Origin of the sequence: Microbacterium pumilum (assembly GCF_039530225.1) — a bacterium.
GTDB lineage: Bacteria > Actinomycetota > Actinomycetes > Actinomycetales > Microbacteriaceae > Microbacterium > Microbacterium pumilum.
This window is the reverse complement of the sequence record NZ_BAAAOH010000001.1, coordinates 3,043,797-3,065,399: the sequence shown is the minus strand read 5'-3', so window position 1 is coordinate 3,065,399 and position 21,603 is coordinate 3,043,797. Positions and strand designations below refer to the sequence as shown.

The window sequence follows — 21,603 nt, the reverse complement described above, 5'->3', positions numbered from 1 at the left end:
GCCCGGCTACTCGCGAGGCGTTCCCGCCGGGTCGTGGCGAAGCCACAGCACGCCCAGCGGGGGCAGCACGAGTGTTGCCCGGCCGGATTCGTCCGCCGGCACGATGCCGGCATTGCCCACGCCCGAGCCGCCGTATTCCAGTGCATCCGTGTTCAGGATCTCGTGCCACATGCCCGACTCGCGCAGGTCCAGCTCGTAGTTGTCGATCGGCACGCCTGAGAAGTTGCAGATGACCGCGACCGTGTTGCCGTGCCAGTCGCGCCGCTCGAATGCGATGACATTCGGGTTCCACGACGGACCGCCCAGTCGCGAGAATGCACCTCCGTCGCTGTCCCTGGCCCACAGCGCGGAGTGGGTGCGGTAGGTGCGGTTCAGGACGGAGACGAATCCCTGCAGCTGCGCGTGCGACGGCTGGTCGAGCAGCCACCAGTCGAGCGAGCGTCCCTCGGACCACTCCGAGATCTGACCGAACTCCTGGCCCATGAAGAGCAGCTGCTTGCCGGGATGGCCCCACATGTACGCCAGGAACGCCCGCATGTTGGCGAGCTTCTGCCAGTGGTCGCCCGGCATCCGCGAGAACAGGCTGCCCTTGCCGTGCACGACCTCGTCGTGGCTGATCGGCAGCACGTAGTTCTCGCTGAAGGCGTACACGAACGAGAAGGACAGCTCTCCCTCGTGGTGCGAGCGATACATCGGGTCGCGCTTGATGTACTGCAACGAGTCGTTCATCCAGCCCATGTTCCACTTGAAGCCGAATCCGAGGCCGGCGTGGCTCGTGGGCGCGGTGACACCGGGGAAGCTGGTCGACTCCTCGGCCATCATCGCGATGCCCGGGTATCGCTTGTAGGAGGTGGCATTGACCTCCTGCAGGAAGCGGATGGCCTCCAGATTCTCGCGGCCGCCGTGGACGTTGGGCACCCACTCGCCCTCCTCGCGGGAGTAGTCGAGGTACAGCATGGATGCGACGGCGTCGACGCGCAGTCCGTCGACGTGGAACTCCTCGAACCAGTAGAGGGCGTTGGCGACGAGGAAGTTGCGCACCTCATTGCGCCCGTAGTCGAAGATGTACGTGCCCCAGTCCCGATGCTCGCCGCGACGGGGATCAGGGTGCTCGTAGAGTGCCTCGCCGTCGAACCGCGCAAGCGCGAACGCATCCTTCGGGAAGTGTCCAGGTACCCAGTCCATGATCACGCCGATGTCTGCCTGGTGCAGCCGATCGATCAAATAGCGCAGGTCGTCCGGGTGGCCGAAGCGGCTGGTCGGGGCGTAATAGCCGGTGACCTGGTAGCCCCATGAGCCGCCGAACGGGTGCTCTGCGAGAGGAAGGAACTCGACGTGCGTGAATTGCTGGGCGGTGACGTGCTCGATGATCTGGTCCGCGGCATCCCGATACGAGAGTCCCGGACGCCAGGAGCCGAGGTGCAGCTCGTACACGGACATCGGCTCCGACACCGGAGTGGAACGGCTTCGCCGTGTCATCCAGGCCGAGTCGCCCCATGTGTACGCGGACTGCACGACGACGGATGCCGTGGCGGGAGGCACCTCGGCGAACCGCGCCATGGGATCGGCCTTGAGCACCCACTCGCCTCCGCGGCTCAGCAGTTCGAACTTGTACGCGGTGCCGACGCCGATCTCGGGGATGAAGAGCTCCCACACCCCGGACCCGCCCATCGAGCGCATCGCGTGTCCCTGGCCATCCCAGCGGTTGAAGTCGCCCACCACGCGCACCGCGCGGGCGTTGGGCGCCCAGACCGAGAACGACGTGCCGGTCGAGCCGTCCATGGTGCGCACATGCGCGCCCAGGACATTCCAGAGCTGTTCGTGCCGGCCTTCGGCGATCAGATGCAGGTCGACCTCACCGAGCGTAGGCGGATGACGGTACGGGTCATCCGCGACGTACTCCGGTCCGTCCGGATACGTCGTCAGGATCTCGTAGGCTCCCGGTTCGCCTGACCGCGTTCCCTCCCAGATCCCGGCATGGACGTGCTCGAGCGGCACGCGCGTGCCATCGGCGAAGACGGCCGTCACACTGCCCGCCAGCGGCCGACGCGTGCGAACGGTCCACTCGGCCCCGCCCTGGGAATCGGTGCTCGGATGGATGCCGAGCACGGAGTGAGGATCGTGATAGGCGCCGGAGGCGACGGTCTCGAACAGCTGGTCGGAGGGGGTCATCGCGGGTCCTTCACGTGGAGAATGTGGACGGGGTCGGCGAAGGCGTCGAGCATCACGAAGTTATGATCCGACCAGGTCCATTGGGCACCGGACACGAGATCTTCGACGTCGAAGGGCGCACCGGGCTCGACGCCCCAGACACGGGTGTCCAGGTGGACCATCGTCTGCCTCACCGAATGAGGGTCGGTGTTGACGACCACGATGACCGTGTCGCTGCGACCTGTGGGAGACAGCCCGGCGTCGAGATGCTTGACGTACACGAGGATGGCGTCGTCGTCGCTCCAATGGATGCTGAGATTGCGCAGCTGGAGGAGTGCGGGATGCGCGCGGCGGATCGCATTCAGTCGGGTGAGATACGGCGCGAGCGAGTCACCGCGCGCCTCCGCGCCTGCCCAGTCGCGCACCTTGTATTCGTACTTCTCGTTGTCGATGTTCTCTTCCGACCCCGGGCGCGCCACATTCTCGTACAGCTCGTACCCCGCGTAGACGCCGTACGTCGGTGCGGCGGTCGCGGCGATCGCCGCACGCACCCGGTACGCCGGTCGCCCTCCGAACTGCAGATACTCGGTCAGGATGTCGGGGGTGTTGACGAACAGGTTCGGTCGCACGAAGTCGGCTGTCTCGCGGGCCAGCCCCAGGAAGAACTCCTCGAGCTCCACTTTGGTGTTGCGCCACGTGAAATACGTGTAGCTCTGCTGGAATCCCGCGGATGCCAGGCTCTGCAACGGAGCCGGCCGGGTGAAGGCCTCGGCGAGGAACACGGCATCCGGATGCTCGGCGGTCACCGTGGCGATGAGCCACTCCCAGAACTGCAGCGGCTTGGTGTGCGGATTGTCGACGCGGAAGATGCTGATGCCCTGCGCGATCCAGTGCCTCACCACGCGGAGGACCTCGGCGCGGATGCCCTCGGGGTCGTTGTCGAAATTGACCGGATAGATGTCCTGGTACTTCTTCGGCGGGTTCTCCGCGAAAGCGATGGATCCGTCAGGCAGCGTCGTGAACCACTCCGGATGCTCCGTCACCCACGGGTGGTCGGGAGCGGCCTGCAGGGCGAGGTCGATCGCGACTTCGAGCCCCTCGGCGCGGGCGGCCCGCACGAAGGCACGGAAGTCGGCCAGCGTTCCGAGATCGGGGTGGATGGTGTCGTGACCGCCCTCCGCCGCCCCGATGGCCCACGGAGATCCCGGGTCGCCGGGCTGGGGGTCGAGCGTGTTGTTGCGTCCCTTGCGATTGATCCGCCCGATCGGGTGGATCGGAGGCAGATACAGGACGTCGAATCCCATCGCCGCGACGGCCGGGAGCCGCTTCGCGGCGGTGCGGAACGTCCCGCTCTTGATGGTCCCGTCTTTCAGCAGGCGAGCACCCTCGGAGCGCGGGAAGAACTCGTACCAGGCCCCCGCGCCGGCGCGCTCACGTTCCACGAGCAGTTCCCGCTCGGCTCCGAGCGTCATGAGCGATGTCAACGGCCGGGCCGCGAAATACGCCGCGATGGCGGGATCGCGGACGATCTCGAGCGCGGAAGGGTCGTCTACCGACGGATCACGGAGCGCGGCAGCCGCGCTCTCGAGTGCGCGACGCTCGGCGATCGGCCGGGACTTCTCGGCCACAGCGCGATCGAACAGGCCGGCGCCGATCTCGCGCATGAGCGCGGCATCCACTCCCGCGGCGATCTTGAGGTCGGCGTCATGCTCCCACGTCGCGAACTCGTCGCCGAACGCCTCGAAGCGAAACCGCCACAGTCCCTGCTCGAGCACGGCGACGATCGTCTCCCACCGATCGAAGCCGTCATTGAGGGGGCTGAGCCGGTGAAGCGAGACGTCCCCCGACGGCGACGTCAGGCGAACATGCACCCCGATCCGATCGTGCCCTTCGCGAAAAGCGGTGGCGCGAAAGGGGACGGTCTCGCCGGCGAAAGCCTTCGGGGGGTAGTCGCCCCATGGCACCCCGGGCTTTGTCAGCGCGAGCGGGATGCGGCCTGAGACCGTGTCGCGCCCGGACTGCCACTCGCGTGCGTCACGAACAGGAATGGAGGATGCGCTGCGCCAGGGGAGAGAGCGAACGGTGCGCGTCGACGTTGCCACCTCTTGAACCTACCGCGCGCTTCGGCGGGACGACAGGCGCCGCGACGGTCGATCCGTCGTCACTCGACGCGAAAGAGGTGCATCGACGTGCCCATGAGCGGAATCACGGTGCCCGGAGCATGCTCCGACTGGACGTCGCTCGGCGACTCGTCGGCGCTCGACCAGAGCGACACGTAACGCGAGACGCCATCGATCTCGGGCAGGGTCACGTCGATCGGGCGTTCGTTGCCGTGCACCATCAACAGGATCCTGTTGAAATCCTCGAGTTCGGGGGTGGATGCGGCGACGTACTGCAGCGTGCGGTGTGAGGGATTCGTCCAGCGATCGATCGACATCGTCTCGCCGTTCTCGTCGTACCACTCCATGACGGACGCCGACGGCGTGTGCTCGCCGAGCCGTGCGAACCGGATGGGGCGGAGCGCCGGATTCTCCTCCCGGAGCCGGATGAGCTGCCGCACATGAGCCGCCAGGTCCCGCTGCCAGGGCGCGTGGTCCCAGGCCAGCCAGGTGAGAGCGGAGTCGTGGCAGTACGCGTTGTTGTTGCCCCGCTGCGATCGCCCGAATTCGTCACCGGCCGTCAGCATCGGGATGCCGGCCGAGAGCAGCAGCGTGCCGAGCAGATTGCGCATCGCCTTGCGACGCGTGGCCAGGATCCACTCGTCGTCGGTGGGGCCTTCGGCGCCGTGGTTGAACGACCGGTTCGTATCGGCTCCGTCGCGGTTGTGCTCGCCGTTGCCGAGGTTGTGCTTGACGTCGTACGAGACCAGGTCGCGCAGTGTGAAGCCGTCGTGCGCGGTGACGAAGTTGACGCTCGCGAGCGGGCCGCGCTCGAGGCTGAACGTGTTGGACGATCCCGCAAGCCGTGTCGCGAATCCACCGATGCCCACGGGAGCCGTGGAGGCGCGGCGGGCGTAGTCCACATCGCTCAGCCAGAAGTTGCGGACCCGATCCCGGTAGCGGTCGTTCCATTCGCTCCAGCCGTCGCCGAAGTTGCCGGTCTGCCAGCCGCCCATTCCGACATCCCACGGCTCGGCGATCATCTTGCCGCCGGCGAGGACGGGATCGTCCACGATGGCTCGCAGCAGCGGATGCTCCGGTGTGAACTCGTGCCTCGCGTCTCGTCCGAGCGTCGCCGCGAGGTCGAAGCGGAAGCCGTCGACCTGCAGGTCGTTCGCCCAGTACCGGAGGGAATCGAGAATCAGGCGGGAAGCGGCATCCGTCGCCGTGTCGACCGAATTGCCGCATCCCGTCACGTCGATGTACGCGCCGTCGTCGTGCTGGCGATAGTAGTTTCGGTTGTCGATGCCGCGGAGGCTCGAGCGAGGCCCGCCGAGGCCCTCTTCGGAGGTGTGGTTGTAGACGACGTCGAGGATCACCTCGAGGCCTGCCGCATGCAGCAGCTTCACCATGCCCTTGAACTCGCGGAGGATCGCCTCGGGTCCTTGGCGCCGGCTCTCGGCGGTGGCGTAGGCCCCGTGCGGACTGAAGAAGCTCAGGGTGTTGTAGCCCCAGTAGTTCGTCAGTCCGTGCTGCAGCAGGCGCGGTTCGGTCGCGAACGCATGCACCGGGAGCAGCTCGATGCTGGTGACCCCCAGCGAGAGGAAGTGCTCGATCATGGCGGGGTGCGCGAGGCCCGCATACGTGCCGTGCAGCGCGGGCGGCACGCCGGGATGCCGCTTCGAGAGGCCTTTCAGGTGTCCTTCGTAGATGATCGTGCGGTCGAGGGGGACGCGGGGTTTGCCGACGCTGCCCCAGTCGAACGAGCCGTCGACCGCGACAGAGCGCCAGTCCTCGAACCCGGCGCTGGCGAGACCTCGCGAGTAGGGCTCGAGCAGCAGAGTCCTGCGGTTGAAGGTGTTCCCGTCACGGAGCGGGCCGTCGACGCGGATCGCGTAGCGCGTACCCGCCCGGAGGAGGGATGTCGTCACGGACCAGACCCCGCCGGCGCCGAGTTCGAGGGGGAGACTCTCGGTGATCCAGTCGAGGTCGGTGTCGTCGAAGACGACGAGTTCGATCTCGTCGGCACTGCCCGACCAGACGCGCAGCGTTCCCCCGTCTGGGCCGAACGTCACACCGAGATCGTCGAGATCGGCGCTGAGCATCGTCGGTGGCGCTGCGACCGCGGCGGCGGACTCCGGGCTGAGCATGGGTTCTACAGTAGTAAGGCCGTGAGTCGGGCGGGTTACGGTCGGACGGGGGTGTGGAAATGGTCTATCTCGACCACGCCGCCACCACGCCGTTGCGCGCCGAAGCGCGAGAGGCATGGCTGCACGCGACCGAGACCCTCGGCAACCCGTCGTCCATCCACGGCGCAGGTCAGGCGGCACGCCGCGTGCTCGAGGATGCGCGGGAGCGACTGGCCGCAACCCTCGACTGCGACCCGATCGAGGTCGTGTTCACATCGGGCGGCACGGAATCCGTCAATCTCGGCATCACCGGCCTCTATCGTTCGCGTCGTGAGTCCACGGGTCGCACGGGGATCGTCGCACCCACGGCGGAGCATCACGCGACGATGGACACGCTGGCCTGGCTGCACGCACACGAGGTCGCGGACGTCGAATGGGTGCCGGTGGACCGCGATGCGCGCGTGGATCTCGAGGCATGGCGCAGCGCGGTGGACAGCGGGGATGCCGCGGTCGCGACTCTTCTCGCGGCCAACAATGAGATCGGCACCCTCCAGCCGGTGGTCGAAGCATCCACGGCCTGCGCGGATGCGGGGGTTCCGCTGCACCTGGATGCCGTCGGGGCGTTCGGGCATCTGCCGCTGTCGTTCCGCGGGATCCGAGCCGAGTCCGGCTCCCGCGCCGGCGGACTCGTCGCGCTCAGCGTCGCGGCGCACAAACTCGGCGGACCGGCGGGCGTCGGCGCGCTCGTGGTCGCACGCGAGGCCAGGATCGAACCGCTCGTGCACGGTGGCGGCCAGCAGCGCGGTCTGCGAGCCGGCACGCAGGATGCCGCCGGCGCCGTTGCTTTCGCGGTCGCCGCTGAGCTCGCGGTCGCCGAGCTCGATGCCGAAGCCGCGCGCCTCGGCGCCCTCCGAGATCGGCTGGAGGAGAGTGTCGGCGCCGCGATACCCGAGGCACGCATTTCGGCGTCGAGCGTCGAGCGTCTGCCGGGCCACGTCCACCTCGTGCTGCCGGATGCGCAGGGCGACTCGATGCTGCTGCTGCTCGATACGGCGGGCATCGCCGTGTCGACGGGTTCCGCGTGCCAGGCCGGCACCCCCGAGCCGTCGCATGTCGTCCTCGCGATGGGGCTCGGGCAGCAGGCGGCGCGCAGCGCGTTGCGGCTCACCCTCGGACGCTCCACCACGACCGAAGATGTGGACGCCGTCATCCGTGCACTTCCCGACGCATACGAGCGCGCACGCCGCGCCGGGATGTCCTCGCGCGTCGTGCGGTGACGTGGGCGCCGCCACAGCCCTCTCAGGACCCCTGGAGGCGGAGCCTCGTAGAATCGACGGATGCGCGTACTGGCGGCCATGAGCGGGGGAGTGGACTCCGCGGTCGCTGCTGCGCGCGCGGTCGACGCGGGCCACGACGTCACCGGCGTGCATCTGGCCCTGTCTCGCGCCGGCGGCACCCTGCGCGCCGGCAGCCGCGGCTGCTGCACGATCGAGGACGCGATGGATGCGCGCCGTGCGGCGGACCGCCTCGGCATCCCGTTCTACGTGTGGGATTTCTCGGAGCGATTCCGGGATGACGTCATCGAGGATTTCGTCGCCGAGTACTCGGCTGGCCGCACCCCGAATCCGTGCATGCGCTGCAACGAGCGGATCAAGTTCGCCGCGGTGCTCGAGAAGGCGCTCGATCTCGGGTTCGACGCCGTGTGCACGGGTCACTACGCGATCATGCGCGCGGATGAGTCAGGATCCCTCGAACTGCATCGGGCGAGTGACAACGCGAAGGACCAGTCATATGTGCTGGGGGTGCTCACGGCGGAGCAGCTGGCGCACACCATGTTTCCCCTGGGCGAGACGCCCTCGAAGGCGCTCGTTCGCGCGGAGGCCGAGGCACGAGGGCTCACAGTTGCGCACAAGCCCGACAGCCATGACATCTGCTTCATTCCCGACGGCGACACGCGGGGCTGGCTCGCGGAACGGGTCGGCACCGCGACGGGGGAGATCGTCGACCGCTCCGGTGCCGTCGTAGGCACCCACGAGGGTGCGCACGCCTTCACCGTCGGACAGCGCCGCGGCCTCTCGCTGGGCGTGCCGGCGCCAGACGGCAAGCCCCGGTTCGTGCTGGAGGTGCGGCCCATCTCGAACACGGTGGTCGTCGGCCCGAAGGAAGCCCTCGCAACCGCAGAGATCGCGGGGGAGCGCTTCACCTGGGCGGGACGGCCTCCCGCGGCATCCGACTTCGCATGCCATGTGCAGATCCGCGCACACGCCGACCCCGTGCCGGCCGGCGCCTGCATCGCCGAGGGCACCATCACGGTCGTCCCCGAGACGCCGCTCGACGGTGTTGCACCGGGACAGACCGCGGTGCTGTACGTCGGCACCCGAGTGCTCGGACAGTTCACGATCGACCGCACGGTGTCGGCGGTTCCCGCGACGGTCTGACCTGCGCGCGTGTCGGCACCGGCTCCTAAACTGGCCGGGTGACGGACTCCGCAGCCATCGATGACAACCTCGAGACAACCGCTGGACGGCCACTCGATCCGGCGCTCGCTGACCTCACGCTCGAGCAGGCTCGCACCGAGGCGCAGACGCTCACCGAACAGATTCTCGGTGCGCGAGATGCCTACTACGGGCAGGATGCCGAGATCGTGGACGACGCCACGTACGACGCCTGGATGCACCGACTCGAGGCCATCGAGCGGCTTCACCCGGAGGTGCAGGGCCAGGACTCCCCGACGCTGACTGTCGGTGCGGCATCCGGCACCCTGTTCGCGCCGGTGGAGCATGCCGAGCGGATGCTGAGCCTCGACAACGTCTTCAGCGACGAAGAGCTTCTCGCGTGGGCCGCACGGGTCGAGCGCGACGCCGGCCGGTCGGTGCACTACCTCTGCGAGTTGAAGATCGACGGGCTCGCGCTCTCGCTGCGCTATGAGCACGGCCGGCTGACCAGCGCGGCCACGCGAGGCGATGGTCGAGTCGGAGAGGACGTCACCGACAATGTGCGCCAGGTGCGTGGAATCCCCCTCGCCCTCGCGGGCGAAGGGCACCCCGCCCTCGTCGAGGTGCGCGGCGAGGTGTTCTTCAACGTCGCGGACTTCGAGTCGCTGAACGAGTACCAGGAGTCGATGGGCGATCGCCTCTTCGCGAACCCGCGCAATGCGGCCTCCGGATCCCTGCGCCAGAAGACCGAGGGCAAGAACGAGAAGCAGCTCGACGCCGTGCACCAGCGCCTGTCCCGGCTGAGGATGACGGTGCACGGCATCGGCGCGTGGCCCGACCCACCGGTGACCACCCAGAGCGAGATCTACGCCCTGCTCGAATCGTGGGGACTGCCGACGAGCGAGTACTTCCGCGTCGCGGACTCGGCCGAGAGCGCTGATGAGTTCATCCGTCACTACGGCGAGCATCGGCACGACGTCGAGCACGAGATCGACGGCGTCGTCGTCAAGGTCGACGAGCTCGCCCTGCACGATGAGCTCGGTGCGACCAGCCGCGCTCCGCGCTGGGCGATCGCGTACAAATACCCGCCCGAGCAGGTCAACACCAAACTGCTCGACATCGTGGTGTCGGTCGGCCGCACCGGACGCGCGACCCCGTTCGCGGTGATGGAGCCCGCGCGCGTCGCAGGCAGCGTCGTCCGGCAGGCGACCCTCCATAATCAGGACGTCGTGAAGGCCAAGGGCGTGCTGATCGGCGACACGATCGTGATCCGCAAAGCCGGAGATGTCATCCCCGAAGTGCTCGGTCCCGTGGTCGAGCTTCGCGACGGCACCGAGCGCGCTTTCGTGATGCCCTCCGAGTGTCCCGAGTGCGGCTCGACGCTCGCCCCGGCGAAGCCCGGCGACATCGACCTGCGCTGTCCGAACGCCCGCTCCTGCCCGGCGCAGGTGCGCGGCCGCGTGGAGCATGTCGGCTCACGTGGCGCCCTCGACATCGAAGGGCTCGGCGAGGTCTCGGCAGCTGCCCTGACCCAGCCGGTGCGACCCGAGACCCCGCCCTTGGCATCCGAAGCCGGCGTGTTCGACCTCCGTCCACAGGATCTGTTCCCGATCGACGTCGTGGTGCGGGATGCCGAGACCGGCCTTCCTCGCCTGCTCGACGACGGCACTCCCGACACGCGGTCGCCCTTCCGGCGGCAGCGCAAGAAGGGCGATCCGGAGTTCGACGCCGACGGTCCGTTCGACGGAGACGCGGGCCACGTCCTCTCGGTGGCGGCAACGGCACTGCTCGGGAACATCGAACGCGCCAAGACGAAAGATCTCTGGCGTTTCCTCGTGGCGCTGAACATCCGCCATGTCGGACCGGTCGCCGCGCGGGCGCTTGCGCAGTGGTTCGGCTCGGTAGCCGCCATCCGCGCTGCGACGCGCGATGAACTCGCGGCGGTCGAGGGTGTCGGCGGGATCATCGCCGACTCGCTCGTGGACTGGTTCGACGTCGACTGGCACCGCGAGATCGTCGACCGGTGGACCGCCGCCGGTGCGCAGCTAGCGACGCCGGGGCATGAAGGTCCCGGCGCGTCGATCATCGAGGGAGGCGTGCTCGAAGGTCTGACCGTGGTGGCCACCGGTTCGCTCGAGGGCTACTCCCGCGAAGGAGCGCAGGAGGCGATCATCAACGCGGGCGGAAAGGCCGCGTCGAGCGTGTCGAAGAAGACCGACTTCGTCGCCGCCGGTCCCGGCGCCGGCTCGAAGCTCGCCAAAGCCGAAGAGCTCGGAATTCGTATCCTGGATGCCGCGCAGTTCCACGTGCTGGTCACCGAGGGCCCGGCGGCCCTCGGTGTGGCGCCCGCTGCTCCCGTCGAGTGAGCGCGACATGGCCCAGTGGCTCTACCGGATCGTGCCCGTCCGGCCGGCCATGGTCGCTGATCCGACCGAACGCGAAGACGAGATCGTCGGTGCGCACTTCTCATACCTCGTGGAGTTGCGGGATCGCGGCATCCTGATCCTGGCGGGTCGCACTCAGGAGCAAGTCGGGACGTTCGGCATCACCATCTTCGAAGCCGAGGACGAGGATGCGGCGCGTGCGGTCATGATGAGCGATCCTGCCGTCGCCGCCGGTGTCTTCGAGGCATCACTGCACCCGTACGCCATCGCCGTGGCGCGGGAGGGTCTGGTCGGTTGAACCCGCTCGCATGCCGCGTCCGATCGGCGAGTGTCGTATCTGTGTTCTCATGTGCTGCCTACCGTCACGAAGGAGGCACCATGCCGGAAAATCCAGGGCGTGATCGCTGCGCTGCCTGGTCCCGCTTGACGACAGCCCCGTCCCGCCACCAGGGTCTCTGACGTCTGGTCCCTTCACGGGGACCTCAGCGCACGATGAGGCGGCCACCCGTCGCGACCACGTCGGTCGGTGCATCGCAGAACTCGAGCTGGGTGCACTGATCGTCGTAATCCGTCGACCCAGCACCTGCGACGGTGAAGACGGTTGTCGCTGAAGCCGCGATCACTCCACCGACGACGGATGCGATGAGCAGTGCGGCCATCGAGCATGCAACGCGATCGGGTGGCCTTGGGAGGAGGCGTATGCCTGTCGTGGAGCGGCCCGCTTCGCCCGCATCCCGGTGCTCGGCGGCGCCGAGTTCGACGAGGCACCCGCCTCCGCCTCTTCGTCGATCGTCGGCCTGACTCCCCGCGAGTCGGAGATCGTGACGCTCGTGACTGCGGGGCGCTCGTATCGTGAGATCGCTGATGAGCTATTCGTCAGCGAGAAGACGGTGAGCTCCCACATCTCCAACATCCTCCGCAAGGCAGGCGCGGCGAATCGTGTCGATCTCGCGCGTCTTGCGAGCGGCGTCAGCCCCCAGAAGTCAGGGTGAGGATCCGCTCGCGCACCTGGCGACGCAGCACCTTGCCGATGATCGACTTGGGCAGCTCGTCGACGACGAAGATGCGGCGCGGAACCTTGTAGGGCGTGAGAACCCCGCGGGCGAACTCGCGGATCGCTTCGACATCGACCTCCTGGCCGCCCGCGACCACGATCGCGGCGACGACCTCCTCGCCCGAGTGTTCGCTCGGCAGGCCGACGACCGCGGCATCCTCGACCAGTGGGTGCTGGCGAAGCACGTTCTCGACCTCCGTCGGGGCGACGTTGAATCCGCCCGTGATGATCAGCTCTTTGATGCGGTCGACGATCCGGATGAATCCGGCGTCGTCGACCGTCACGATGTCACCGGTGCGGAACCAGCCGTCGACCATGACGGCCTCCGTCTCCTCGGGCTTGCCGTAGTAGCCCTGGAACACCTGCGGGCCGCGCACGATGAGCTCGCCCCGCTCGCCGGCGGGCACGTCACTCGTCGGATCGTCCGGATCGACGACGCGGCATTCGGTGCCGGGCAGCGGCAGGCCGACGGTACCGGGCACGCGATTGTGGGCCACGGGGTTCGCCATGAGGACCGGAGAGCATTCGCTCAGCCCGTAGCCCTCGACGAGGTAACCGCCAGACGCCGCCTCGAAAGGCACGACGAGTTCGTGAGGCAGTGCCATGGCGCCCGAGATCGCGACCTTCGTGCCCTCCAGCGACACGCCCCTCTCCCGAGATGCCTTGAGCAGTCGATCGGCGATCGGCGGGACGAGCGGAAGGAACGTGGCCGGGTGCTTCTTCGTCACGGTCAGCACCATGTCGGGATCGAATCGCGGGAACAGCACGAGCCGTGCGCCCATCGACATGGCGAACGTCAGGCAGAGCGTCAGGCCGTAAGCATGGAACATCGGCAGCACGGCATAGACGACGCAGCCGTCGCCGCGCACGATAGAAGGGACCCACGCGCGCGCTTGCGCTGCGTTCGACAGCAGGTTGCGGTGCGTCAGCGACGCACCCTTCGGTGTGCCCGTTGTGCCGCTCGTGTACTGGATGAGCGCGAGGTCATCGGTGCCGGGCGTCGGATGGGATGCAGGCAGCGGTGCCGAGCCGACGACATCCTCCCAGGGCACCGTGTCGGTGACCCGCTCGTACAGTGCGGCTCGGGATTCGCGGGCCTTGGCGATCGGCAGCCGCAGCGCGAGGCGCGTGCCGAAGGGCATCGCCTTGATGACATCCACCGAGACCACGGCCGCCAGGGCCAGGTCGGCAGGGAACTCCTGGACCGACTTCACGACCTTGGTCCACACGATGGCGTGCTTCGCGCCGTGGTCTTCGAACTGCTTGCGGAGCTCGCGCGGCGTGTACAGGGGGTTGTGCTCGACGACGACGGCACCGAGACGCAGGATCGCGTAGAACGCGACGATGTGCTGCGGGCAGTTCGGCAGGACTATCCCGACGGGGTCGCCTGGCCCGACACCGAGGTCGCGGAGTCCCGCCGCGGCCCGCTGGATCTGCTCATCGAGCTCGCGATACGACGTCGTGCGGCCGAAGAACTCCAGCGCGGGTGCGTCGGGGAAGTCGCGTGCCGATGCCGCGACGATGTCGACGAGCGAGCCAGTGACGGGATCGAGGTCCTCCGGCACCCCCTCGGCGTAACTGCTTGTCCAGGGGCGCGGAGGATCGTACGTCGTCACGCGCACAGCCTACGCCGCGGGTTCCCGCCGCTGCAGGCGGGCACGGCCTCGAGAGCGCGCCCCCGTAGACTTGACCGGTGTCTGAAATCACCCCTGATCTCGTGCGCCACCTCGGTGTGCTCGCCCGGATCCAGCTCAGCGACGAGGAGGTCGAGCGCCTCACCGGGCAGCTCGACGTGATCGTCGACAACATCGCGAAGGTGTCGCAGGTGGCCACTCCGGATGTGCCGGCGACCAGCCACCCGATCCCTCTGGAGAATGTCTTCCGCCCCGACGGCGTCGGCGACATGCTCACCGTGGCGCAGGTGCTGCAGAACGCTCCGGATGCCGCGGACGGCCGATTCCGCGTGACGGCGATCCTCGGAGAAGAGCAATGAGCGACCTCACGAGACTGACAGCCGCCGCTCTGGCCGAGAAGCTCGCCTCACGCGAGATCTCGAGCGTCGAGGCCACGCAGGCGCATCTCGACCGCATCGCGGCCGTGGACTCGGACATCCATGCGTTCCTCCACGTCAGCGACCACGCGCTCGAGGTCGCCGCCGACATCGACCGGCGCCGTGCCGTGGGCGAGCAGCTCGGACCGATCGCGGGGGTTCCGCTGGCGATCAAGGACGTGCTCGTGACCACCGACATGCCCTCGACGAGCGGATCGAAGATCCTCGAGGGGTACATGTCGCCGTTCGACGCGACGGTTGTGGCCAGGTCTCGCGCAGCGGGTCTGGTGCCCCTCGGCAAGACCAACATGGACGAGTTCGCGATGGGTTCGTCCACCGAGCACTCCGCCTATGGGCCGACCCGCAACCCCTGGGACCTCGAGCGAATTCCGGGTGGGTCCGGTGGGGGGTCGGCGGCCGCTGTCGCCGCGTTCGAGGCGCCGTTGGCGCTCGGGTCCGACACGGGCGGATCGATCCGGCAGCCGGCCCACGTGACCGGCACCGTCGGACTCAAGCCCACGTACGGCGGGGTCAGCCGGTACGGCGCGATCGCGCTCGCCTCGAGCCTCGACCAGGTCGGCCCCGTCACCCGCACGGTGCTCGATGCCGGACTGCTGCACGACGTGATCGGCGGCCATGACCCGAACGACTCCACCTCGCTGCAGGACTCGTGGCCCTCCTTCGCCGCCGCGGCCCGCGACGGAGCCCGAGGCGATGTGCTCAAGGGACTCAAGGTCGGCGTCATCAAAGAGCTGCCGGATGCCGGATTCCAGACCGGTGTGTCGGAGTCGTTCCGGGGCGCGCTCAGCGCCATGGAGGCGCACGGGGCGGAGATCGTCGAGGTCAGCGCGCCGCACTTCGAGTACGGCGTCGCGGCGTACTACCTGATCCTGCCCGCCGAGGCCTCCAGCAATCTGGCGAAGTTCGACTCGGTGCGTTTCGGGCTCCGCGTCGACGTGCCCGGAGGCACGGTCGAGGACGTGATGGCCGCAACCCGGGACGCGGGCTTCGGCGACGAGGTGAAGCGCCGCATCATCCTCGGCACGTACGCCCTTTCGGCGGGCTATTACGACGCCTACTACGGGTCGGCCCAGAAGGTGCGCACGCTCATTCAGCGTGACTTCGACGAGGCGTTCGCCGCCGTCGACGTGATCGCCACGCCGTCGGCGCCGACGACCGCTTTCCGGATCGGCGAGAAGGTCGATGACCCGATGCAGATGTACCTCAACGACGTCACGACGATCCCGGCGAACCTCGCCGGTGTGCCGGGAATCTCGATTCCCTCTGGGATCGCCAGCGAGGATGGGCTGCCGGTCGGCATCCAGTTCCTCGCGCCCGCTCGCGAGGACGCCCGCCTGTACCGGGTCGGCGCCGCACTCGAAGCCGTACTCGTCGACTCGTGGGGCGGCCCGCTGCTGGACCGCGCCCCCGCTCTTCGCGCGGTTGCTGTGCTTCGACAGGCTCAGCAACCGATCGAAGCACAGGGTCCGATGGGAGGGCGACTCTGATGGCGACTGCCGCTCTGATGGATTTCGACAAGGCTCTCGAGCTCTTCGAGCCCGTGCTCGGCTTCGAGGTGCACGTCGAGCTGAACACCAAGACCAAGATGTTCTCCGGCGCGGCGAATCCTGCGCACTCCGACAACCACGGAGCCGGCGCGAACTCGCTCGTGGCACCCGTGGACATGGGACTTCCCGGCTCGCTGCCCGTGGTGAACGCCGAGGCCGTCAGGTACTCGATCAGTCTCGGCCTCGCTCTCGGCTGCTCGATCGCACCCTCCAGCCGATTCGCGCGGAAGAACTACTTCTATCCCGACCTCGGCAAGAACTACCAGATATCCCAGTACGACGAGCCGATCGCCTTCGAGGGTTCAGTCGACATCGAGCTCGCTGACGGCACCGTCGTGACGGTGCCGATCGAGCGCGCGCACATGGAAGAGGATGCCGGCAAGCTCACGCATGTCGGTGGATCGACCGGCCGCATCCAGGGTGCGGAGTACTCGCTCGTCGACTACAACCGCGCCGGCGTGCCGCTCGTCGAGATCGTCACGAAGCCGATCTACGGTGCCGAGCACCGGGCGCCCGAGATCGCGAAGGCGTACGTGCAGACGATCCGTGACATCGTGATCGGGCTCGGCATCTCAGAGGCCCGCATGGAGCGCGGAAACCTGCGCTGCGACGCGAACGTATCGCTCAGGCCCCGAGTTGGGGCGGGCGAGGCCACCCCACCACTCGGCACCCGCACGGAGACCAAGAACGTCAACTCCATGCGATCGGTGGAGCGCGCCGTGCGCTACGAGATCCAGCGCCAGGCGGCGATCCTTGCGGCCGGCGGCTCGATCATCCAGGAGACGAGGCATTGGCACGAAGACACCGGCACGACCTCGCCAGGGCGGCCGAAATCCGATGCGGACGACTACCGCTACTTCCCCGAGCCGGATCTGCTTCCGGTCGCGCCGTCCGAGGCCCTCATCAACGAACTGCGCGCCGCACTCCCCGAGCCGCCGGCTGCCCGTCGCCGCCGACTCAAGACCGACTGGGGCTTCACGGATCTGGAGTACCAGGATGTCGTGAACGGCGGCCTGCTCGCGGATGTCGAGGCGACTGTAGCCGCCGGAGCCGCACCCGCGGCGGCCCGCAAGTGGTGGACCGGCGAGATCGCCCGTATCGCGAACGCGACGGATCGCGAGGCGACGGACCTCGTCACTCCGGCGGATGTCGCCGCCCTGCAGTCGCTCGTCGACTCGGGGGCACTCAACGACAAGCTGGCGCGCCAGGTGCTCGAAGCCGTGATCGCAGGGGAGGGGACCCCGCAGGAGGTCGTCGATGCCCGTGGGCTGGCCGTCGTCTCGGATGATGGTGCGCTCATCGCTGCGATCGACGAGGCCCTCGCGTCGCAGCCCGACGTGCTCGAGAAGATCCGCGACGGCAAGGTGCAGGCGGCCGGGGCGATCATCGGTGCGGTCATGAAGGCGATGAGGGGGCAAGCGGATGCCGCGCGCGTGCGCGAGCTCGTGCTGGAGCGCGCAAGCGCTCAGACGCCAGAGTGAGATGTCGGCGGTGCCCGTCGGCCTGACGATGTGCGGCCCACAATCGCCAAACGGGTGTCGGCAGCGGACGGGAGAATAGGCGCATGGGACGCGGCGACGGATCGGGCAGACTCACCTCGCCCGAGGGGGCCGACGACGCCGGGACCGGCATCCTGCATGTCGACATGGACGCGTTCTACGCGTCCGTCGCTGTGCTCGATGACCCCTCGCTCAAGGGAAAGCCGATCATCGTAGGTGCACCCGAAGCACGCGGTGTCGTCTCGAGCGCGTCCTATGAGGCGCGCCGCTTCGGGGTGCGCTCGGCGATGCCCGTCGCCCAGGCACTACGGCTGTGCCCGACCGCGATCGTCGTCTCGCCCGACTTCAGCCGGTTCCTCGAAGAATCGGCGAAGGTCATGGCACTCTTCCACGACGTGACGCCGAACGTCGAGCCGCTTTCGATCGACGAGGCCTTCCTCGACGTGCGCGGCGCCCGCAGGTTGTGGGGGAGTCCCGGGGTGATCGCGCGCGCGCTGAAGGAGCGCGTGCTCGACGACACGGGTCTCACCTGCAGCATCGGGGTCGCGGCGACGAAGCATGTCGCGAAGATCGCCTCGACGCTCAGCAAGCCGGACGGGCTCCTCATCGTCCCCGAAGCCGGAACCGAAGCGTTTCTTCGTCCGCTATCGGTGCGGGCTCTCTGGGGTATAGGCCCGAAAGCCGCCGAATCGCTCGAAGGTCGCGGCATCCACACCGTCGCCGATGTGCTCGACACTCCGTCAGCAGTGCTCGAGCGTTCGCTCGGTCCCGCGATGGGCGATCGCATCTGGCACCTGGCGCGTGGGATCGATCAGCGCCAGGTCGAGACGCACCGTGTCGACAAGAGCGTCGGCCATGAGGAGACCTTCCTTCAGGACATCTCAGACGACGGAGTGCTCCGGTCGGAGCTGCGCCGGCTGGCCGACAAAGTGGGTGCGAGATTGCGCAGGCACGGTTGGGAGGCGTCGACGATCGCGATCAAGGTGCGGTATGCCGACTTCACGACGATCTCGCGGTCGCAGACGCTGCCAGAGCCGACATCCGTCGGACAGCGGATCGGGGATGCCGCGCACGACCTCTTCGCCACGGTGGACCGCCGGTTGCCGGTGCGACTGGTCGGCGTGCGCGCCGAGAAACTGCGGCCCTCCGAATCGGCGGTCATGACTCTGTGGGACGACGATGAGGACTGGCGCCGCATCGAGGACGCACTCGACGGTGCCGCCGCGCGGTTCGGCGGTGGTGCGGTCACGCGCGCGACCCTGCTCGGAAAGCCGCGCAGTGGGGGAACGCTGCCATCGAATCCGCGACCGCCCGTGGTCGATTGAGTCAACCCCTGGGCACGTGGCGACGCGCCCACTAGCGTGGACGCATGCCCAACATCGCACTCGAACTCGGTCAGCAGTCCGCGTCCTTCGGCGTCCACAGCGCTTATGGCGAACAGCAGGATGTCGACGGCATCCGCATGATCCCGGTAGCGCTCACCTGGTCCGGCTTCGGCGGCGGATCCGACGAGGCAGGCAACGGCGGGGGCGGGGGCGGGGGCTGGTCGATCCCGTTGGGCGCCTATCTCCGCAAGGGCGACGACCTCCGGTTCGAGCCGAACATCGTGTCGCTGCTCACTGTGGCAATCCCGTTCGTCTTCTTCGCGGGACGAGCGCTCAGTCGTGTCATCCGCGCCATCAAGAAGTAGCTCGGACCCGGTCGCAACGGCTCTCGAGGCGGCAGCCGCGACGCTCGCGCCGGCGATCACGGCGATCGCGGCATCCAACCCCGTCGTGCTCATCGATGGCCGCAGCGGGGCCGGCAAGACCTCGCTCGCACGTGCGCTGGTCGCGAGGTGGCCGCTGAGCGGGCGCGTGCAGCTCGTCGCGCTCGACTCCCTGTACCCGGGCTGGGATGGCCTGGCCGCCGGTGTCGAGCTGGCTCGCGAGCAGGTCCTCGTGCCTCACGCGCGCGGTTTCGTGGGCGTGTGGCAGCGCTGGGACTGGGATGCCGGTGAGCCGGCGGAGGCGCACGCGGTCGATCCGTCGCTGCCGCTCATCGTCGAGGGCTCGGGGCTGCTCAATGGGGTGACCGCAAAGCTCGGCGACGTGCGCGTCTGGCTCGAGTCGCCGGCGCTTTCGCGAAGGCAGCGCGCGCTGACCCGAGATGGCGAGGCGTTCCGCCCGCATTGGGATCAGTGGGCGAAGCAGGAGGAGCGTCACATCGCAAGCGACAGGCCGGCCCAGCACGCCACGCACGCCTTCGCGATCCCCTGAAGATCGCTCGGTCACTGTCCTTCGTCGGCCGCGGTCACCAGTCCGTGGAGCCGGTAGCCGAGCCAGTCGTAGATTCCGAACCGCGGGTCGTCCTCGTCGTGGTCATCGGGCCCTTCTATCCCGAGCCGATCGGCCAGCACGAGCCGGATCGCGGCGAGCGTGCGCAGCCACGCCTGCACGTCTGCGGGGTCGAGGCGGATGTCGGTCTGCTCGATGAGCCGCGGATCGTCCGGGTCGTCGGGGATGACAGCGGCATCCTGCAACGTGGCCAGCACGAGCCCGGCATCCGACCGTCGTCGCGCCAGCAGGTCGTCCTCGGTGAGGTCGCGGAATTCGCGCGCCGCCTCGGGATCATCGGCATAGGCGTCCGGCACGAGCCTGCCGATCGCGGGATCGGCGGTCGAGACCGCCGACTCCTCGATTAGCTCGGCGAACTGCGTGACGAGCCCGACGAGGTGGGCGGCCTCGATCCGCGTGAGGTCGAGCGCCACGATCCGATCGGCGGTCATTGGGGCGCCTGCCGCACCGTCGCCCACAGACCGTAGTCGTGCATCGCCTGGACGTGCAGTTCCATCTGTTCCCGCATTCCCTCGGCCACCACCGCGTGTCCCTCGTTGTGCACGGCGAGCATGAGGCGCTCAGCCTCGGCGCGTGGCAGTCCGAAGTACTCGCGGAAGACGTGCGTGACGTAGCTCATCAGATTCACCGGGTCGTCCCACACGACTGCCTGCCACGAGCGCTCGGGTTCAGTCCGTTGACGCAGCTCTGACTGCTCGTCGACATGCGGTGTCGTCAGGACGGCGGTCATGCCCACCCCAGTTCGTGCAGACGCTCATCGTCGATTCCGTAGAAGTGGGCGATCTCATGAACGAGGGTGGTGTGCACCTCGTCGCGCAGGCTCTCCTCATCGTCGCAAGCGACGAGATGAGGCTCCCGGTAGACGATGATCCGATCGGGGAGCTCGCCGCCGCCGTAGCGATCCCGCTCAGTGAGTGCCCAGCCGTCGTAAAGCCCGAACAGGTCGAGACTGCCGTCCTCTGGCCGATCCTCGACGACGAAGACGATGTTGTCGAGCCCGTCGACCATGTCGTCGGGGAGCTGATCCAGTTCGTCGGTCACGAGCTGCTCGAAGGCCGCGGCATCCATCTCAACCATGATCGCTCATCACCGGACGCCCACCGCGCTCTGCGGGTGAGTAACGGGACTTGAACCCGCGGCCCCCTGGACCACAACCAGGTGCTCTACCAACTGAGCTATACCCACCATGTGCCCGACTGCTCGGGCAACCAGAAGATTCTCTCACACCCCGGGGACGAACGACGACACGACCGACGCCGCTGCGGCACGCGCCCCATCGCTGGTCGGACCCGGCTCGGGGACGAAGACTGCCTGGCGATAGTAGGCAAGCTCACGGATCGATTCAAGGATGTCGGCGAGTGCCCGATGACCACCATCCTTCGCCGGCGCGTGGATGTAGGCGCGCGGATACCAGCGGCGGGAGAGCTCTTTGATGCTGGAGACGTCGACGTTGCGATAGTGCAGCCACCGGTCGATACGGGGCATGTACTTCGCGAGGAACATCCGGTCGGTGCCGATCGTGTTGCCCGCGAGCGGCGCCTTTCCGCGAAGCGGCACGAACTGCTGGATGTACTCGAGCGCCTGGAACTCGGCATCCGCGACGCTCACGCCGTGTGGGATCTCGGTCAGGAGCCCCGAGGTCTGGTGCATCTTGGTGACGAATTCGCTCATGTTGTCGAGCGCAGAAGCATCGGGTTTGATGACCACTTGGAAACCGGGATGCACCGGCCGTAGCTCGAAGTCGGTCACAACGACCGCGATCTCGACCAGCTCGTCGATATCGAGGTCGAGGCCCGTCATCTCGCAGTCGATCCACACCAGACGATCATTGTCGGACCCCACCATGCGCTCCATCCTATTGACTGCCTCAGACAGCCCGGGTCGACGCGGTGCGTAAA

Annotated in this window: 20 protein-coding genes and 1 tRNA gene; 11 read left to right on the top strand and 10 right to left on the bottom strand. The window is 68.0% G+C overall.

From position 1 onward, the window contains the following. Window positions 1-6: 6 nt before the first annotated feature. The 3 genes from glgB to glgX are packed head-to-tail and all read right to left on the bottom strand — an operon-like array spanning window position 7 to window position 6,400. Complete coding sequence (glgB, locus tag ABD188_RS13770) at window positions 7-2,172, bottom strand: 1,4-alpha-glucan branching protein GlgB (protein WP_344063323.1); 2,166 nt, start codon at window positions 2,170-2,172, stop codon at window positions 7-9. Beyond that, entirely contained in the window at window positions 2,169-4,253 is a 2,085-nt protein-coding gene (locus ABD188_RS13765) for an alpha-1,4-glucan--maltose-1-phosphate maltosyltransferase (protein WP_344063320.1), read from the bottom strand. Before ABD188_RS13765 ends, glgB begins: the two co-directional genes overlap by 4 nt. Window positions 4,254-4,312: 59 nt before the next feature. Continuing rightward, the gene (glgX, locus tag ABD188_RS13760) at window positions 4,313-6,400 is read right to left on the bottom strand and encodes a glycogen debranching protein GlgX (RefSeq protein ID WP_425561350.1); all 2,088 of its coding nucleotides are present in this window, start codon (window positions 6,398-6,400) and stop codon (window positions 4,313-4,315) included. 59 nt (window positions 6,401-6,459) lie between these two features. Here glgX and ABD188_RS13755 point away from each other — a divergent pair, with 59 nt between their 5' ends. Genes ABD188_RS13755 through ABD188_RS13740 form a run of 4 tightly spaced genes read left to right on the top strand, consistent with a single transcriptional unit; the run spans window position 6,460 to window position 11,496 of the window. Then, window positions 6,460-7,656, top strand: coding sequence for a cysteine desulfurase family protein (locus tag ABD188_RS13755; RefSeq protein ID WP_344063317.1), 1,197 nt, complete (start codon window positions 6,460-6,462; stop codon window positions 7,654-7,656). Between the two features lie 60 nt (window positions 7,657-7,716). Continuing rightward, window positions 7,717-8,817, top strand: a complete 1,101-nt coding sequence (mnmA, locus tag ABD188_RS13750; protein ID WP_344063313.1) for a tRNA 2-thiouridine(34) synthase MnmA — start codon at window positions 7,717-7,719, stop codon at window positions 8,815-8,817. A gap of 56 nt (window positions 8,818-8,873) precedes the next feature. Further along, a complete protein-coding gene (gene ligA / locus ABD188_RS13745) occupies window positions 8,874-11,180 on the top strand; it encodes an NAD-dependent DNA ligase LigA (protein WP_344067110.1) in 2,307 nt (768 codons plus the stop codon). 7 nt (window positions 11,181-11,187) lie between these two features. After that, window positions 11,188-11,496, top strand: a complete 309-nt coding sequence (locus tag ABD188_RS13740; protein ID WP_344063311.1) for a YciI family protein — start codon at window positions 11,188-11,190, stop codon at window positions 11,494-11,496. 184 nt (window positions 11,497-11,680) lie between these two features. On the opposite strand, the gene ABD188_RS13735 is transcribed toward ABD188_RS13740, so the two are convergent. Then, on the bottom strand, window positions 11,681-11,857 hold the full coding sequence (locus ABD188_RS13735) for a hypothetical protein (protein WP_344063308.1): 177 nt from the start codon (window positions 11,855-11,857) through the stop codon (window positions 11,681-11,683). 78 nt (window positions 11,858-11,935) lie between these two features. Here ABD188_RS13735 and ABD188_RS13730 point away from each other — a divergent pair, with 78 nt between their 5' ends. Further along, complete coding sequence (locus ABD188_RS13730; RefSeq protein WP_344063305.1) at window positions 11,936-12,190, top strand: response regulator transcription factor; 255 nt, start codon at window positions 11,936-11,938, stop codon at window positions 12,188-12,190. Here the strand turns inward: ABD188_RS13730 and ABD188_RS13725 are convergent. Further along, the gene (locus ABD188_RS13725) at window positions 12,168-13,868 is read right to left on the bottom strand and encodes a long-chain-fatty-acid--CoA ligase (protein ID WP_344063302.1); all 1,701 of its coding nucleotides are present in this window, start codon (window positions 13,866-13,868) and stop codon (window positions 12,168-12,170) included. The two genes, ABD188_RS13730 and ABD188_RS13725, sit on opposite strands and share 23 nt — an antisense overlap. 77 nt (window positions 13,869-13,945) lie before the next feature. Between ABD188_RS13725 and gatC the strand changes: the two genes are divergently transcribed. From gatC to ABD188_RS13695, 6 genes are all read left to right on the top strand, one after another. Beyond that, window positions 13,946-14,245, top strand: coding sequence for an Asp-tRNA(Asn)/Glu-tRNA(Gln) amidotransferase subunit GatC (gene gatC, locus ABD188_RS13720; RefSeq protein ID WP_344063298.1), 300 nt, complete (start codon window positions 13,946-13,948; stop codon window positions 14,243-14,245). Then, window positions 14,242-15,810: an Asp-tRNA(Asn)/Glu-tRNA(Gln) amidotransferase subunit GatA gene (gene gatA / locus ABD188_RS13715; protein WP_344063295.1), complete on the top strand. Its 1,569-nt coding sequence runs from the start codon at window positions 14,242-14,244 to the stop codon at window positions 15,808-15,810. Before gatC ends, gatA begins: the two co-directional genes overlap by 4 nt. Beyond that, a complete protein-coding gene (gene gatB / locus ABD188_RS13710) occupies window positions 15,810-17,351 on the top strand; it encodes an Asp-tRNA(Asn)/Glu-tRNA(Gln) amidotransferase subunit GatB (RefSeq protein WP_344063292.1) in 1,542 nt (513 codons plus the stop codon). Before gatA ends, gatB begins: the two co-directional genes overlap by 1 nt. Window positions 17,352-17,434: 83 nt before the next feature. Then, on the top strand, window positions 17,435-18,694 hold the full coding sequence (dinB, locus tag ABD188_RS13705) for a DNA polymerase IV (RefSeq protein WP_344063289.1): 1,260 nt from the start codon (window positions 17,435-17,437) through the stop codon (window positions 18,692-18,694). Between the two features lie 44 nt (window positions 18,695-18,738). Then, window positions 18,739-19,059 carry a hypothetical protein gene (locus ABD188_RS13700; RefSeq protein ID WP_344063286.1) on the top strand — a complete coding sequence of 107 codons (321 nt, stop codon included), beginning with the start codon at window positions 18,739-18,741 and terminating at the stop codon, window positions 19,057-19,059. Next, window positions 19,034-19,627 (top strand): nucleoside/nucleotide kinase family protein, encoded by a 594-nt coding sequence (locus ABD188_RS13695; protein ID WP_344063283.1) that lies wholly within the window; start codon window positions 19,034-19,036, stop codon window positions 19,625-19,627. The genes ABD188_RS13700 and ABD188_RS13695 overlap by 26 nt, the downstream gene beginning before the upstream one ends. A gap of 11 nt (window positions 19,628-19,638) precedes the next feature. Here the strand turns inward: ABD188_RS13695 and ABD188_RS13690 are convergent, their stop codons facing one another. The 5 genes from ABD188_RS13690 to orn form a co-directional block, all read right to left on the bottom strand. After that, entirely contained in the window at window positions 19,639-20,136 is a 498-nt protein-coding gene (locus ABD188_RS13690) for a DUF2017 family protein (RefSeq protein ID WP_344063280.1), read from the bottom strand. After that, the gene (clpS, locus tag ABD188_RS13685; RefSeq protein ID WP_344063277.1) at window positions 20,133-20,435 is read right to left on the bottom strand and encodes an ATP-dependent Clp protease adapter ClpS; all 303 of its coding nucleotides are present in this window, start codon (window positions 20,433-20,435) and stop codon (window positions 20,133-20,135) included. The genes ABD188_RS13690 and clpS overlap by 4 nt, the downstream gene beginning before the upstream one ends. Continuing rightward, window positions 20,432-20,782: a metallopeptidase family protein gene (locus ABD188_RS13680; RefSeq protein WP_344063274.1), complete on the bottom strand. Its 351-nt coding sequence runs from the start codon at window positions 20,780-20,782 to the stop codon at window positions 20,432-20,434. Before ABD188_RS13680 ends, clpS begins: the two co-directional genes overlap by 4 nt. Before the next feature lie 35 nt (window positions 20,783-20,817). Continuing rightward, a tRNA-His gene (locus ABD188_RS13675) sits at window positions 20,818-20,890 on the bottom strand. A gap of 36 nt (window positions 20,891-20,926) precedes the next feature. Beyond that, window positions 20,927-21,550 (bottom strand): oligoribonuclease, encoded by a 624-nt coding sequence (gene orn, locus ABD188_RS13670; RefSeq protein WP_344063271.1) that lies wholly within the window; start codon window positions 21,548-21,550, stop codon window positions 20,927-20,929. Window positions 21,551-21,603 lie beyond the last annotated feature (53 nt).

Bases quoted from the DNA above. Each gene is read 5' to 3' on its own strand.
- glgB (WP_344063323.1), bottom strand. From the start codon at position 2,172: ATGACCCCCTCCGACCAGCTGTTCGAGACCGTCGCCTCCGGCGCCTAT.
- glgX (WP_425561350.1), bottom strand. From the start codon at position 6,400: ATGCTCAGCCCGGAGTCCGCCGCCGCGGTCGCAGCGCCACCGACGATG.
- ABD188_RS13755 (WP_344063317.1), top strand. From the start codon at position 6,460: ATGGTCTATCTCGACCACGCCGCCACCACGCCGTTGCGCGCCGAAGCG.
- mnmA (WP_344063313.1), top strand. From the start codon at position 7,717: ATGCGCGTACTGGCGGCCATGAGCGGGGGAGTGGACTCCGCGGTCGCT.
- ABD188_RS13740 (WP_344063311.1), top strand. From the start codon at position 11,188: ATGGCCCAGTGGCTCTACCGGATCGTGCCCGTCCGGCCGGCCATGGTC.
- ABD188_RS13735 (WP_344063308.1), bottom strand. From the start codon at position 11,857: ATGGCCGCACTGCTCATCGCATCCGTCGTCGGTGGAGTGATCGCGGCT.
- gatA (WP_344063295.1), top strand. From the start codon at position 14,242: ATGAGCGACCTCACGAGACTGACAGCCGCCGCTCTGGCCGAGAAGCTC.
- gatB (WP_344063292.1), top strand. From the start codon at position 15,810: ATGGCGACTGCCGCTCTGATGGATTTCGACAAGGCTCTCGAGCTCTTC.
- dinB (WP_344063289.1), top strand. From the start codon at position 17,435: ATGGGACGCGGCGACGGATCGGGCAGACTCACCTCGCCCGAGGGGGCC.
- ABD188_RS13700 (WP_344063286.1), top strand. From the start codon at position 18,739: ATGCCCAACATCGCACTCGAACTCGGTCAGCAGTCCGCGTCCTTCGGC.
- ABD188_RS13690 (WP_344063280.1), bottom strand. From the start codon at position 20,136: ATGACCGCCGATCGGATCGTGGCGCTCGACCTCACGCGGATCGAGGCC.
- clpS (WP_344063277.1), bottom strand. From the start codon at position 20,435: ATGACCGCCGTCCTGACGACACCGCATGTCGACGAGCAGTCAGAGCTG.
- ABD188_RS13680 (WP_344063274.1), bottom strand. From the start codon at position 20,782: ATGGTTGAGATGGATGCCGCGGCCTTCGAGCAGCTCGTGACCGACGAA.
- orn (WP_344063271.1), bottom strand. From the start codon at position 21,550: ATGGTGGGGTCCGACAATGATCGTCTGGTGTGGATCGACTGCGAGATG.